Raw genomic sequence first — 14,760 nt, forward strand, 5'->3', positions numbered from 1 at the left:
GAAACTGACCGCGAATGTACACCATCCCCTCGACGTGTCGATGACGGCGCGATGCGCCGTCATGCCTGCTTCATTGGATCCCTCGCCATCAGAAGATGTCGAAGGCTTCCTCGTCGGGCACCGCATCCTCGGGGCCATACAGGTCGTAGTCCTGGATGCGGTCCATGTCTTCGACCTTGACCCATTCGGTGACGCCATTGAGCGTGGCCTGCACCATGCCTTCGGGCGGATCGTTGGCCGCGACCGGCGTGTCCTTGAGCGCCACGCGCATGTAGTCGATCCAGATCGGCAGGGCCGCCTTGCCGCCGTATTCGCGATAGCCCAGCGACTGGAAGTTGTCGCGCCCGACCCAGACCACGGTGGCGTAGGTGCCGCCGAAGCCGCCGAACCAGGCATCGCGGTGGTCGTTGGTCGAGCCGGTCTTGCCGCCGACGTCTGCACGGCCGAGCACCTTCGCGGCGGTGCCGGTGCCGCGCTGGACCACGTCCCGCATCATCGACACCAACTGGTACGCGGTGCGCTCGTCGATCGCGCGGGGCGCGGTCAAGGCATTGGGATCGGCCGGCTTCTCTTCCGGCTTGGGCGCCGGCGCGGCGGCAGTCGCCGGCTTGGGCGCGCTGGCAGGACCGAAGTTGAAGCCGTCCACGACCTGTGACGCCGGCGTGCCCATGCCATGCTGGCCGCTGCCACAGCCGCGGCAGGCGACCGCCGGATTCTCCTTGAACACCACGTTGCCTTCGCGATCCTTCACTTCGTCGATGAACCATGGCGTCACGCGCGAGCCGCCATTGGCGAACACGGCATAGGCGCGCGCCACCGACAGCGGCGTCAGCGAGGCCGTGCCAAGCGACATCGACAGGTTCGGCGGCAACTCGGCTTCGTCGAAGCCGAACTGGCTGATGTAGGTGCGCGCGAACGGCACGCCGATGCCATCGAGCAGGCGTACCGATACCAGGTTGCGCGACTGCACCAGCGCCTCGCGCAGGCGCATCGGGCCGCGGAAGCCGCCACCATCGTTCTGCGGACGCCACATGTGGCCGCGGCGGTCGCGGAACACGACGGGCGCATCGAGCACGATGGAGGCGGGGTTGAAGCCCTTCTCGAACGAAGCCGCGTACAGGAACGGCTTGAAGCTCGAGCCGGGCTGGCGGCGCGCCTGGGTGGCGCGGTTGAACTTGTTGCCGGCGAAGCTGTAGCCGCCCACGAGCGCGCGTACCGCACCAGTGTTCGCGTCGAGCGATACCAGTGCGGCCTGCGCGCGCGGAATCTGGTCGATGACGAAACTGCCTTCGTCCTTGCCTGCCTTGATGCGGGTCAGGTCGCCGCGCTTGAGCAGTTTGGCCGGCGTGCGTCCGGTCCACTTGCTGGCGGACACGGGCAAGGTGAGCTCCTGGCCGTCGGCCCGGACCACCGTGGCGCTGCCGTCCTCGCCGACCCGCGCCACCACCACGGGGACGAGCCCGTTCTGTGCGGGGATCCCGCGCAGGTGGACGGCCAGTGCCCTGGCGTCCGCATCGGCAGCCACGTCGAAGTGCTGCTCGACGCCGTTCCAGCCATGACGGTGGTCGTACAGGCCCAGGCCGTCGCGGACCGCCTCGTTGGCGGCGGCCTGCGCGGTGGCATCGAGCGTGGTCGTGACGTGGTAACCCTTGGTCAGCGCTTCCGGTCCGAAACGCGCGATCATCTCCTGGCGCACCATTTCCGCCACGTACGGGGCATGGACCTCGATCGGACGCTCGTGCGGCTTGGCATGCATCGGCTCGGCCTTGGCCTGCGCGGCGTCGGCGGCGGTGATGTAGCCGTCTTCGCGCATCCGCTCCACCACGTACGCACTGCGCTGCTGGTTGCGGCCCGGGTTGCTGATCGGATTGCCGCTGGACGGGAATTTCAGCGCACTGACCAGGGTGGCGGTCTCCGCCAGCGTCAGCTGGTCCAGCGTCTTGCCGTAGTAATACTCGGCCGCGGCAGCCACGCCATAGGAGCGGTTACCGAAGAAGCTCTTGTTGAGGTACAGCTCCAGGATCTCGTCCTTGGTCAGCATCTTCTCGATGCGGACTGCCAGCATCATTTCCACCAGCTTGCGGGTGTAGCTGTATTCCGAGCTGAGGAACCACTGACGGGCGACCTGCTGGGTGATGGTGCTGCCACCGGCCACGCGGCCTTCCTTGCGGCTGGCGATCTGCCAGACGGCGCGGGCGATACCCGTGGGGTCGATGCCGTTGTGCTCGTAGAACTTGCTGTCCTCGGCCGCCACGAACGCCTGCTTGACCCGGGCGGGGACCTGACCGATCTGCACCGGATAGCGGCGGATCTCGCCGTACAGTCCCATCAGTCGGCCATCGCTGGCATAGATGTAGAGGGGTTCCTGCAGCTCGACGTTCCGCAGGGCCTGGACGTCCGGGACCTTGGACGAGACCGTGTAATAGAGAACCCCCAGCCCGACTGCGCCGGCCAGGGCAAATATCAGGAACGTGATGAGGGTCCAACGGAGAAGACGACGGAAACGGGACATCCAGTGCTTTCCGATTGCAGAATTCGTAGCGGCAGAGTATAGATGACCGCCGGGATCGCCATGGGCGATTCCAAGGGGAACAGGGACTTGGGGCACAACCCTCGTGAAACGTGACAAGCCGCACAGCCACGTCACCGGCGGTTGCCAAGCGTAAAAAGTTGGTTATTAATGTCGGCGCACGTCGTGCGCCCAGTGCCCGTCGGAAGGGGAAAGACCGTGGGGCTAATCCCAAAAAGCCAGTCGCCGCTGATCGGCGTCGACATCAGTTCGACTGCGGTAAAGCTGCTGCAGCTGTCGCGCGTGGGCAACCGTTACCGGGTTGAACACTACGCCGTCGAGCCGTTGCCGCCGAATGCCGTGGTCGAGAAGAACATCGTCGAGGTCGAGGCGGTCGGCGAAGCCATCCGTCGCGCCGTCAACCGTGCGGGCAGCAAGGCGAAATACGCCGCGGCCGCCGTGGCCGGGTCGGCGGTGATCACCAAGATCATCCCGATGCCTGCCGACCTCGACGAAAGCGATCTGGAAGCCCAGGTCGAACTCGAGGCCGTCAACTACATCCCGTATCCGATCGAGGAAGTGAACATTGACTACGAGGTGTTGGGTCCGATGCCCAACAACCCGGAGATGGTGCAGGTGCTCCTCGCTGCGTCGCGTTCGGAGAACGTCGAGCTGCGGCAGTCCGCGCTCGAACTCGGCGGGCTGACCGCCAAGGTCATGGACGTCGAGGCCTTCGCGGTCGAGAACGCCTTCGCCCTGATGGCCACCGACCTGCCGATTCCGCAGGATGGCGTGGTGGCGCTGGTGGACATCGGTGCCACGATGACCACGCTCAACGTGCTGCGTCGCGGCCGCAGCCTCTACAGCCGCGAGCAGGTGTTCGGCGGCAAGCAGCTCACCGACGAAGTGATGCGCCGTTACGGCCTGACGTATGAAGAGGCAGGCCTGGCCAAGCGCCAGGGCGGCCTGCCGGAAAGCTACGAAGTCGAAGTGCTGGAACCCTTCAAGGAAGCCACCGTCCAGCAGATCAGTCGCCTGCTGCAGTTCTTCTATGCCGGCAGCGAATTCAACCGCGTCGACCAGATCGTGCTGGCTGGCGGCTGCGCCGCGCTGCCGGGCCTGCCGGAGATGGTCGAAGAACAGCTTGGCGTGCCGACCGTGGTCGCCAACCCGCTGGCGCAGATGACCCTCGGACCGCGCGTGCAGGCGCATGCGCTGGCGCAGGACGCTCCCGCGCTGATGATCGCCACCGGCCTGGCTTTGAGGAGCTTCGACTGATGGCAAGAATCAACCTACTCCCATGGCGCGCCGAACGCCGTGTGCAGCGCCAGCGCGAGTTCTACGTCATGCTGGGTGCCGCCGCGATCGCCGGCCTGCTGCTGTCCTTCCTGCTGTGGTTCCATTACGACCGCCAGGTGTCCGGCCAGACCGCGCGCAATGATTTCCTGAAGGACGAGATCGCCAAGGTCCAGGCGCAGAACAAGGAAATCGAGAAGCTCGACGAGCAGAAGCGTCGCCTGCTGGCCCGCAAGGATGTCATCGAGAAGCTGCAGGCCAACCGCTCGCAGATGGTCCACCTGTTCGACTCGCTGGTCCGCACCATCCCCGATGGCGTGATGCTGGCGAACATCAAGCAGGAGGGTGAAGTGCTGACGTTGCAGGGTCGCGCGCAGTCCAACGCACGCGTCAGTGCCTACATGCGCAACCTCGAGACCTCCGGCTGGATGACCAAGCCAGAGTTGTCGATCATCGAAGCCAAGCCGGAAGAGGTCAAAACGCTGACCAACACCGGCGCCGGCAGCGCGCTGCCCTACGTGTTCACGCTGCAGGTCAGGTTGGCAAATCCGACCGCCGAACAGGAGGCCGAATCCGCAGCCGCCGCCGGTGCAGCACCTTCGGATCCCGGTCCGCCCGCAGCCACGCCTGCGCCAGCGCCACTCGAGGGCCAGCCGGCCGCTCCGGCGCCCGCACCGGCGACACCGCCCAGTAGTGACGCACCGGCGCCCGGGAGCAACTCATGAGCCAGAAGACATCGCTCAAGAACCTGGATATCAACAACATCGGCGCCTGGCCGAAGAACGCCAAGGCGGGCTTCTGCGTGGTGCTGGCGATCTTCATCCTCGCCATGTCCTACTTCCTCTTCGTGAGGGGCAAGACGCAGACGCTGGAGTCGCTGGAACAGGAAGAAGTGCGCCTGCGCCAGGATTTCGAGAAGGAACAGGCCAAGGCCGCCAACCTGGAGCCGCTGAAGCAGCAGCTGGCGCAGATGGAACAGGTGCTGCAGCAGATGCTGCGCCAGCTGCCCAGCAAGACGGAGATGCCGGACCTGATCATCGACATCTCGCAGACGGCGCTGTCCAGCGGCCTGACCAACGAGCTGTTCCAGCCGCAACCCGAGACGCTGAAGGAGTTCTACGCCGAGAAGCCGATCCAGCTGCGCATGGTGGGCAACTACCACCAGTTCGGCGCCTTCGTCAGCGGTGTCGCGTCGTTGCCGCGTGTGGTCATCCTGACCATGCACGACATCTCGCTGCAGCCCAAGGAAGGCAAGGGTGGCGTCAACCGTGGCGCGCTCGAACTCTCGGGAACGGTCAAGACCTACCGCTACCTGGATGAAACCGAGGTGGCGGAGCAGGAGGCCGCTGCGGCCGAGGCGTCCAAGGCGGCCCGCAAGAAGAGTGCCCCCGCATCGGGAGGAGCCCCATGATGCGCCGCAAGTGGCATTGGATGGTGCTCGCCGTCGTCGTGACGTCGGGCTGTGCACGCGGTATCACCAGCACGCCAGGTGACGCGCCCAATCTGGAGAAGTGGGTGGAGGACGTGCGCGCGCGTCCTGCGCCGCCGCTTGAGCCGCTGCCGGTGATGCAGCAGTTCGAGACCTTCGAGTACGCCGCGCAGACGTTGCGCGACCCGTTCAGCAACGCGTGGAGCAATGCCGATGCGGGCGGCCTGCGGCCCGACCCGAACCGGCGCAAGGAAACACTGGAGCAGTACCCGCTGGACAGCCTGGACATGGTCGGTACGATCGGCAAGGGGGCAGGTCTGGTGGCACTGGTGATGGGACCCGACAAGGTCACCTACCGGGTACGTCCGGGGAACTACCTGGGCCAGAGCGACGGCCGGGTGACCTCGGTCCGCGAAGATGGCGTCGAACTTGTCGAACTAGTGCCGGATGGCGCGGGCGGCTGGCTGGAACGGCCGGCATCGCTTGCGCTTGAAGATCAATGATTGGGGGATACACGATGACCGCTACGAATGCCTACCGCCTGCGGCCGTCCCGGCGCCTGGCTACCTTCCGGCTCTGCTCGCTGGGGCTGGCCATCGGCCTGCTTGCCATGGCAAGCGCCGCTGGCGCTGCTTCACCGACGTCTAAATCGACGTCCCCCGCCGCCATCGTCCAGCCGGCGTCGGCCGTCTCGGTATCGAACATCGACTTCCGCCGCGGGGAAGACGGCGCCGGTCGCCTGGTCATCAAGTTCGATGGCCAGGGTGCGACGCCCGACCTGCGCAACCAGGGTGACAGCGTGGTGGTAAGCGTCGGCAACGCCACCCTGCCGGCTTCGCTGCAGCGGCCGCTGAACGTGGTCGATTTTGCGACGCCGGTGCAGCGCGTCGATGCACAGAGCAAGGGCGGGGGCACGCAGCTCGTGCTCAGCACGCGTGGCGACTTCGAATCGCTGGCCTACCAGTCCGGCAACGAATATGTCGTCGAGATCGTGCCGCGCGCCGGCCAGAAGGCCATGGGCGATGCGACGGCTGCGTCGGGCACCAGTGCCTCGGCCGTTGTTGCGGCAGCCCAGCGGGTCGCCGCCGAGGCGCGCCGTTACAGCGGCCGTCCGGTGACGTTCAACTTCCAGGACGTGCCGGTGCGCACGGTCCTGCAGCTGATCGCGGAAGAGTCCAACCTCAATATCGTCGCCTCCGACACCGTGCAGGGAAATGTCACCTTGCGCCTGGTCAACGTGCCCTGGGACCAGGCGCTGGACATCGTCCTGCGTGCCAAGGGTTTGGACAAGCGCCGTGACGGCGCGGTCGTCTGGGTCGCGCCGCAGCCCGAACTGGCCAAGTTCGAGCAGGACAAGGAAGACGCACGCATCGCGATCGAGAATCGCGAGGACATGGTCACCGATTACGTCCAGATCAACTACCACAGTGCCGCTGCGATCTTCAAGGCGCTGACCGAAGCCAAGGGGATCGGCAACCAGGGTGGCGGAGGCGGAGGCGGAGGCGGTGGTGGCGGTGGCCGCGACCAGGAGAACGGCTTCCTGTCGCCGCGTGGCCGCATCGTTGCGGACGAACGCACCAACATGCTGATGATCAGCGACATCCCGAAGAAGGTCGCGCAGATGCGCGAACTGATTTCGAAGATCGATCGTCCCGTCGACCAGGTGCTGATCGAAGGTCGCATCGTGATCGCGACGGACACGTTCGCGCGTGATCTAGGCGCACGTTTCGGTATCCAGGGTCGCCGCTCCGGTGACCGCGACCAAGCTATTGGAGGCTCGCTCGGCGGAAATGCCGGCAATATCGCCAACCCCAGTGCACCGATCGTTCCGGGTCGTCTTAACGTGAATCTGCCGGCAGGCAACTTCACCGAAGCGGCGGCGGGAGCGCTGGCTTATACCTTGCTTGGCAACAACTTCGCGCTCGACCTCGAGCTGTCGGCCATGCAGGAAGAGGGGCGTGGTGAAGTGATCTCCAACCCGCGCATCGTGACCGCGAACCAGCGCGAGGGCGTGATCCGCCAGGGTCGGGAAGTCGGTTACGTCACCATCACCGCCGGCCAGGGTGGTGTGGCAACACCGAACGTGCAGTTCAAGGAAGCGTTGCTCGAGCTGAAGGTGATGCCGACCATTACCAACGACAATCGCGTCTTCCTGAATCTCAACGTCAAGAAGGATGAGGTGCGCCGTTTCATCACGCTGGAAGGCTATGGCAGCGTGCCGGAACTGGACAAGCGCGAGATCAACACGGCGGTGCTGGTGGAGGATGGCCAGACGGTGGTGATCGGTGGCGTGTACGAGTTCAGCGACCGCTCCAGCGTGGCCAAGGTGCCGTTCCTGGGCGACATTCCGTTCCTGGGCAACCTGTTCAAGAAGAAGGGTCGCAGCAAGACGAAGGCCGAGTTGCTGATCTTCATCACCCCGAAGGTGATGTCGGTCAACAAGCGCTGATCCCGGCTGCTTGAGCAGACTGAAGACGGGCCGCTTCTGCGGCCCGTCTTCATTTGCGGGAATGCCGCGCGAAACTTTCGCTGAACCCCTGCCATTGCGCACGGGGTGGCCGGGAACCTGCGTGGCACACTGGCGGTCCCACGCGCACCCCGCATGCCCCGGACGCCCATGGATCCCATGCCGACAGATGCCCGCCTGTTCGACCGCTTCGCTTCCCTGCGCGACGACCTGTCGCAGACCATCGTTGGCCAGGCGGCGCTGGTCGAGCGGCTGCTGATCGCACTGCTGGCCGATGGCCACCTGCTCGTCGAGGGCGCTCCGGGCCTGGCGAAGACCATGGCCATCCGCACCCTGGCGTCGCGGCTGCAGGCCGACTTCGCACGGGTGCAGTTCACTCCGGACCTGCTGCCGGCGGATCTGACCGGTACCGAGGTATGGCGGCCGCAGGAAGGCAGGTTCGAATTTCAGGCCGGACCGATCTTCCACCCCTTGCTGCTGGCCGACGAGATCAACCGGGCGCCGGCCAAGGTGCAGTCGGCCCTGCTGGAAGCGATGGGCGAGCGGCAGGTGACCGTGGGCAGGCATACCTATCCGTTACCGGCGCTGTTCCTGGTGATGGCGACGCAGAACCCGATCGAGCAGGAAGGCACCTTCCCGTTGCCGGAAGCGCAGCTCGACCGGTTCCTGATGCACGTCAAGATCGGTTATCCCGAGGCCGCAGCGGAGGCCGACATCCTGCGGCTGGCGCGCGAGCGTGCGCGCGAACAGATGCAGTCCGCTCCCGCTGTCCTCGCGCGCATGCCGCTGGAGGATGTCTTCGACGCACGGACGCAGGTCCTGGACCTGCATCTGGCGCCGGCGCTGGAGCGCTACCTGATCGAACTGGTGCTCGCCTCGCGCGAGGCGTCCCGCTACGACGCATCGCTGGCACGCCGCATCGCGTGGGGCGCCAGCCCGCGCGGCTCCATCGCGCTCGAGCGGTGTGCGCGTGCACGCGCCTGGCTGGCGGGACGCGACTACGTCACCCCCGACGACGTCCGAGCCATCGCGCCCGATGTGCTGCGCCACCGTGTCCTGCCGAGTTACGAGGCGACGGCCGAAGGCTGGGATGGCGATCGCCTGGTCAAGGCATTGCTCGACGTGGTCCCGCTGCCCTGATCCCGGGTGGGGCTGGTCCATGAGCGAAGGCATCTCACCCACCCTGGCCGAACTGATCGCGCTGCGCGCCAGTGCGATGCGACGGCCCCCCGCACGCCGTGGCCGGCATTCGATCACCGGTCCCGCTGCGTCGCCGCTGCGTGGGCGCGGGATGGAATATGCGGAATCGCGCGAGTACGTGGCGGGCGACGACGTCCGCCACATCGACTGGCGATTGACGGCACGCAGCGGTCGCACGCATACCAAGCTGTTCCAGGCCGAACGCGAACGGCTGACGCTGATCGTCGCAGATACCTCGCCCTTGCTCTATTTCGGCACGCGAACGCGCTTCAAGTCGGTGCAGGCCGCGCGTGCCGGTGCCGTCGCCGCCTGGCAGGCGGTGCGTGAAGGCGATCGCCTCGCCATTCTGCGCGGCAGCACGACAGAGGCGCCGGTTCCGCCCGCGTCGGGCACGCGCGGCGCATTGCGGGTGCTGGATGCGCTGGTGCGCTGGTATGCGAAGCCGCCAGCGGACGACGTCGGCCTGGCGTTCGCACTCGACCACGCGGCGCGTCTGCTGCGCCCTGGGTCGCGGCTGCTGGTGCTGGCGGATCCGCACAGCCTGGCGTCGATTCCAGAGTCGCGCTGGCCTGCGCTCGCCGCACACCATGATGTCGTCGTGCTGCTGCTGACCGATCCGCTGGAGACCACGCCGCCGGCGCAGCGGCTGCCGTTCGTCGTGGGTGGCCAGCGCGTCGAACTCGACCTGGACAGCGATGCGCAACGCGAGGCCTGGCGCGCCGAGTTCCAGCAGCCACTGGATCGTGCGCTCGATCGGCTGCCCGCGCGCGGCGTGCAGGTCCGCACGCTGTCCACCGATGCGCCCAGCGACGGGTGGCTCGTCGCGCTGGGTCGCGCGCAGCCCCAGGTGGCATGACCATGCGCATCATCGCCGCGCTGGTATTGCGCGATGTCCATGTGCCGGCATCGCCCTCCTGGTGGCCCCCCGCACCGGGCTGGTGGCTGGTGCTTGCGGCCGTCCTGTTGCTGGTCGTGGGCGTGGCGGCATGGCGTCTTGTCGTGCGCCGGAGGCGACGCGTGTGGCAGCGCTGGTTCGATGAGGCGAGTGGAGCGCACGGTGCGTCCGAACACGTGGCCGCGATGTCCGAACGGCTGCGTCGGGCGGCACGCCGACTGGATCCCTCCGCCGACCGGCTGGAGGGCGACGCGTGGCTGCGTTTCCTCGACGGCACGCGCGGCGGCCATGCGTTCTCGCAGGGGCCTGGGCGCCTGCTGCTGGATGGCGGCTATCGCCGTGAGGTGTCCCCGGCGGATCTCGCCGCAGCCACCGCCGTTGCGCGTGCACGCTTCCTGGAATTGATGGCGGGCGTGCGATGAGCGTGTCGCTTCCTGCATTGCAATGGCTGCAGGACGGCTACGCCGGGTTTGCGTGGCCCTGGTTCTGGCTGGCGTTCCCGTTGCCGTGGCTGGTGCGCTGGTTGCTGCCTGCGCGGCGCTCCCGGGCCGATGCGCTCAAGGTGCCTTACGGGCACGCCGTGCAGGCCATCGCGCAGCGGGGTGGACGCGCGCTGCCGCGCCGCGCCGCCGCACTTGCGTGGCTGGCGTGGTTCCTGCTGTGCGCCGCGGCGGCGCGGCCGCAACAGTTCGGCGACGCCGTGACGCCGCCGGTGAGCGGCCGGGACCTGATGCTGGCCATCGACCTGTCCGGCAGCATGACCGAGCCGGACATGGAACTGGGCGGCGCCGTCGTCGACCGGCTGACCGCGGCCAAGGCGGTGCTGGCGGACTTCCTCGATCGCCGCGACGGCGATCGCGTCGGGTTGCTCGTGTTCGGCCAGCGCGCGTATGCGATGACGCCGTTGACGCGCGACCTGCGGACCGTGCGCGAACAGTTGCGCGATGCGGTGGCCGGGCTGGCCGGACGCGAAACCGCCATCGGCGATGCCATCGCGCTGGCCGTTCGCCGCCTGCGCATGCAGCAGGACGGCCAGCGTGTCCTGATCCTGTTGACCGACGGCGTCAATTCCGCAGGCGTGCTGACGCCGCAGAAAGCGGCGGAACTGGCGAAGGAGGAGCGCGTGCGCATCCACACCATCGCCTTCGGAGGCGATGGCGGGATCAGCGTGTTCGGCATCCCGTTGCCGATGCCGTCCAGTTCGCCCGAGGCCATCGACGAAGCCACCCTGCGCGATGTCGCCGCACAGACGGGAGGGCGCTTCTACCGTGCGCGCGACACGCGTGAACTGGCGGGCATCTATGCGGAGCTCGACCGGCTGGAGCCGGTGGAGCAGCCGGGCAAGGCGGTGCGTCCGCGCATCGAACGGTATGCATGGCCGCTCGGCGCTGCGCTGGCGGTGTCGCTGCTCGCCTTCGTGCTGCCGCGGAGGCGCGCATGAGCTTCGACTGGACTGCATTGCACTTCCTTCGCCCGCACTGGTTGTGGGCGCTGGCCGCATTGCCCGTGCTGGCGTGGCTGTGGCGCATCCAGCGGCAACGCCGCAGCGCCTGGCAGGGGCATGTCGACGCGCACCTGCTGCCGCATCTGCTGGTCCGCGGAGGTGCCCGTGCGCGGACCGGCATGATCGCGGCCATCGTGGCGTATACGTTCGCCGTCCTGGCATTGGCTGGACCCAGCTGGCGCCAGGCCGAGCAACCGCTCTGGCAGGTGAAACGGCCCCTCGTGGTCGTGCTCGACCTGTCCAGTCGCATCACCGCCAGCGATCTGCCGCCGTCGCGGTTGTTGCAGACGCGGGCGAAGCTGGCCCAGGTGCTGGAAGCGCGCGCCGGCACGCCGGTCGCGCTGGTCGCCTATGCCGACGATGCCTTCACCGTCACGCCGCTCACCGACGACACCGCCAACATCCGCCTGTTCCTGGATGAGTTGGCACCGGACATCATGCCGATGGATGGGCAGCGTGCGGATCGCGGCGTCGCGTGGGCGTCGCGGCTGCTTGCGCAGGCGGAAGCAGGCCGCGGCGACATCCTGCTGCTCACCGATCACGCGGACAGCGCGGCGGTGGCGGCCGCCTCGGCCGCACGCGCGCAGGGCCATGTCGTATCGGTGCTGGGCCTGGGTACGGCAGCGGGTGCCGCGTATCGCGGCAGCGACGGCGTGATCGGGCATGCATCGCTGGATGCTTCGTCGTTGCGCGGACTGGCATCGGCCGGTGGCGGTCACTACCACGCATTGACCGCCGATGACGCCGACCTCGCCGCGCTGGGCGTGCGGTCGCCTGCGCTGATGGGCGAAAGCGTCAGCACGGCGGGCGGCGGCAAGGTGTGGCGCGACGAAGGCTACTGGCTGCTGATCCCGGTGATGGCGCTTGCGCTGTTGTGGTTCCGACGGGGCGCGGCGCTCATGCTGGTCGGTGCGCTCTGGCTGCCGATCGCACGGCCCGCAACGGCGGGCGGCATCGACTGGTGGCAACGCGCGGACCAGGCCGCGCATGCGCGCGTCGTGCAGGGGGCCGATGCCTACCGCCAAGGCGACTTCGCCGCGGCCGAGCAGGCCTTCACCGGCATCGACACCGCAGAGGGCTGGTACAACCTGGGCAACGCACTGGCGAAACAGCAACGCTACGACGATGCGATCGCCGCCTACGACCGAGCGCTGCGCGCAGCACCTGGCATGCCCGATGCCGTAGCGAACCGCGCCGCGGTCGATGCCGCGCGCAAGCGACCGCCGTCGTCGGGCGAGGGGCAGGGCAAGTCCGGCCAGCAGGGCGACGGCCAGCAGGATTCGAAGGGATCGCAGGGCGACGCGAAGCCCGGGGCGGACAGCAGGAAGAACGCGTCGCCTTCGCCGGCGGGCGATGCGTCCGCGTCGCGGGATTCCGCGAAGACACCGCCGGCGACGAATGCTCCATCCCGCACGCCGCCCTCCTCGCCGCTGGATGCCGCCTCCCAGTCCGCCGCCGATGCGGCGCAGCGCGAGCGCATGCGCGCGGCCATGGCGCGCGATGCAGCGCAGCGCGCCGACCAGGCCAGGCAGGGCATGCCGGCCGCGCAGGCGGAAACCGCCGAACAGCGCGAGCGCCGCCAGGCGGTCGACGCATGGTTGAAACGCGTGCCCGACGAGCCGGGCTCGCTGCTGAAGGCCAAGTTCCGGCTCGAACAGGAACGCCGGCAGAGGGAAGGGCGATGAAGCACCGGGTGTGGCTGTTGGCGTGTCTGCTGGTGGCGTGGCCGCTGTCGTCGATGGCGGCCACACGTGCATGGCTGGAACAGACGCAGGTGACGCTCGGCCAAGGCGTGACGCTGAACGTCGAGACCGACGCGGTGTCCGCTGCGCCGGATCTGACGCCGTTGATGCGCGATTTCGAAGTGGAAGGCCAGTCCGACAACCGCAGCGTGCAGCTGGTGAACGGACGCATGAGCAGCCGCATGACGTTCTCGCTGACACTGCGCCCGCGACGTGCCGGCACGCTCGCGATTCCCGCCCTGCAGGTCGGTGGCGAGCGCACGGCGCCCCTGGTGCTGGAGGTCGCCGCGACCGCGACGGCGCGCGCGGCCTCCAACGGTCTGGTGTTCGTGGAAACCGAGGTCGACGATGCCAGCCCCTATGTGCAGCAATCGGTGGGCGTCACCGTGCGGTTGTTCTACGCCACGCCGCTGGTCTCCGGCCAACTGGACCTGGATCCGCCCGACGGCGCCCTGCTGCAGCGGGTCGGCGAGATCGTGCAATCGAGCCGCGAGATCGACGGACGCCGCTACAACACGGCCGAGCGCCGTTTCCTGCTGGTGCCCGAGCGCAGTGGCGCGCTGATCCTGCCGGGTGCGCGCTTCAGCGGGCGCGGCGCGGGCGGCTGGATGGACGACCTGCTCGGGGGCAACAGCCGCGAGGTCGACATCACCGGCACGCCACGGACGTTGCAGGTCCGCCCGCAACCGGCGAACGCACCGCAACCCTGGCTGCCCGCGCGCGACCTGCGCCTGCGCTACACGGCCGTGCCCGAGCAACTGCGTGCGGGCGAAGCGGCCACGTTCGCGATCGAAACCACCGTCGTCGGCGCGACGCAGGCGCAATTGCCGGAACTCCCGGCGCCGACCGTGCCGGGCGCACAGGTGTTCGCGGAACCTCCGCAGTACGACGAGACGTTCGTCGGCGGCACGCCGCAGGTGAAGCTCACGCGTCGCTACTCCATCGTGCCGTCCCAGCCGGGCACGCTCGCCGTGCCCGGCATGGCGATGGCCTGGTGGGACGTACGCAGCGGCACGGCGAAGCGCGCGACGCTGCCTGACCTGACGATCCCGGTCGTCGCGGGCAGCGGGCAGGCGGCGCGTCCGCCATCGCCGGACGGCACGGCGACGCCATCGCAGGACGCGACCGGCGACGGCGTCATCGCCCTGACCGGCGAGCGGCGCGTCCCCGCGCAGGTGTGGCCGTGGCTGGCCGGCGGATTCGCCCTGCTCTGGCTGGCCACGCTGCTATGGGGATTGTCGCGGCGCCAGGCCGGCGCAAGCGCGGTCCGTCCGCGCGGACATGCCGCAGGCAGCCCTCCCGGAAGGGAGGCGGCCGCGACGCATTCGGCGGCCGACCTCAAGCGGGTCCTCGATGCAGGCGATCTCGACGACATCGAACTCGTGCTCTGTGGCATGGCGCGCCCGGTCGCGGTCGATCTCGACGATCTGCAGCGCCGGCTCGCCGTGCCGGCGCAGCGTGCGGCGGTCGATCTCCTGCGCCGTGCGCGCTGGGCCGGTGGCGATCCCGCGCAGGCCCGTCTTGCCCTGCGCGAAGCCTTCCGCGGCGGTCCGCAATGGCAGGCGACCGGCGTGGGTGGGGCGGACGAACCACTGCCGCCGCTGTACCCCCGATAGGGGAAATCCGGCCGATGTTCGTCCTTTCCCTGCAGCAGGCCATGCCGTGCAGGTGGAACCGATGCGCGTCGCCATGCGTGGACAGGCCGCCGTGCCGGGTTT

The 14,760-nt window shown here is 68.2% G+C and carries 12 protein-coding genes; 11 read left to right on the forward strand and 1 reads right to left on the reverse strand.

Translation table 11 applies throughout. The annotated features are described in order from the left end of the window. Positions 1–88: 88 nt before the first annotated feature. Positions 89–2,512 carry a penicillin-binding protein 1A gene (locus V7060_RS00845; protein ID WP_334177377.1) on the reverse strand — a complete coding sequence of 808 codons (2,424 nt, stop codon included), beginning with the start codon at positions 2,510–2,512 and terminating at the stop codon, positions 89–91. Positions 2,513–2,728: 216 nt separating this feature from the next. On the opposite strand from V7060_RS00845, the gene V7060_RS00850 reads away from it, so the two are divergent. From V7060_RS00850 to V7060_RS00900, 11 genes are all read left to right on the forward strand, one after another. Then, on the forward strand, positions 2,729–3,787 hold the full coding sequence (locus V7060_RS00850) for a pilus assembly protein PilM (protein ID WP_345786314.1): 1,059 nt from the start codon (positions 2,729–2,731) through the stop codon (positions 3,785–3,787). Beyond that, on the forward strand, positions 3,787–4,530 hold the full coding sequence (locus tag V7060_RS00855) for a PilN domain-containing protein (protein ID WP_334177378.1): 744 nt from the start codon (positions 3,787–3,789) through the stop codon (positions 4,528–4,530). The genes V7060_RS00850 and V7060_RS00855 overlap by 1 nt, the downstream gene beginning before the upstream one ends. Beyond that, a complete protein-coding gene (gene pilO / locus V7060_RS00860) occupies positions 4,527–5,216 on the forward strand; it encodes a type 4a pilus biogenesis protein PilO (RefSeq protein ID WP_334177379.1) in 690 nt (229 codons plus the stop codon). Before V7060_RS00855 ends, pilO begins: the two co-directional genes overlap by 4 nt. Then, positions 5,213–5,737: a pilus assembly protein PilP gene (locus tag V7060_RS00865; protein WP_334177380.1), complete on the forward strand. Its 525-nt coding sequence runs from the start codon at positions 5,213–5,215 to the stop codon at positions 5,735–5,737. Before pilO ends, V7060_RS00865 begins: the two co-directional genes overlap by 4 nt. A gap of 14 nt (positions 5,738–5,751) precedes the next feature. Next, on the forward strand, positions 5,752–7,683 hold the full coding sequence (locus V7060_RS00870; RefSeq protein ID WP_334177381.1) for a type IV pilus secretin PilQ family protein: 1,932 nt from the start codon (positions 5,752–5,754) through the stop codon (positions 7,681–7,683). 168 nt (positions 7,684–7,851) lie between these two features. After that, on the forward strand, positions 7,852–8,841 hold the full coding sequence (locus tag V7060_RS00875; protein WP_334177654.1) for a MoxR family ATPase: 990 nt from the start codon (positions 7,852–7,854) through the stop codon (positions 8,839–8,841). Positions 8,842–8,860: 19 nt separating this feature from the next. Beyond that, positions 8,861–9,757, forward strand: coding sequence for a DUF58 domain-containing protein (locus V7060_RS00880; RefSeq protein WP_334177382.1), 897 nt, complete (start codon positions 8,861–8,863; stop codon positions 9,755–9,757). Beyond that, a complete protein-coding gene (locus V7060_RS00885; RefSeq protein WP_334177383.1) occupies positions 9,754–10,218 on the forward strand; it encodes a DUF4381 domain-containing protein in 465 nt (154 codons plus the stop codon). The genes V7060_RS00880 and V7060_RS00885 overlap by 4 nt, the downstream gene beginning before the upstream one ends. Continuing rightward, the gene (locus V7060_RS00890; protein WP_334177384.1) at positions 10,215–11,237 is read left to right on the forward strand and encodes a VWA domain-containing protein; all 1,023 of its coding nucleotides are present in this window, start codon (positions 10,215–10,217) and stop codon (positions 11,235–11,237) included. Before V7060_RS00885 ends, V7060_RS00890 begins: the two co-directional genes overlap by 4 nt. Further along, positions 11,234–12,985, forward strand: coding sequence for a tetratricopeptide repeat protein (locus V7060_RS00895; RefSeq protein ID WP_334177385.1), 1,752 nt, complete (start codon positions 11,234–11,236; stop codon positions 12,983–12,985). The genes V7060_RS00890 and V7060_RS00895 overlap by 4 nt, the downstream gene beginning before the upstream one ends. Beyond that, positions 12,982–14,658, forward strand: a complete 1,677-nt coding sequence (locus V7060_RS00900; RefSeq protein ID WP_334177386.1) for a BatD family protein — start codon at positions 12,982–12,984, stop codon at positions 14,656–14,658. The genes V7060_RS00895 and V7060_RS00900 overlap by 4 nt, the downstream gene beginning before the upstream one ends. The last annotated feature ends 102 nt before the right edge of the window (positions 14,659–14,760 follow it).

Origin of the sequence: Pseudoxanthomonas sp., assembly GCF_036845285.1 — a bacterium.
Classification (GTDB): Bacteria; Pseudomonadota; Gammaproteobacteria; order Xanthomonadales; family Xanthomonadaceae; genus Pseudoxanthomonas_A.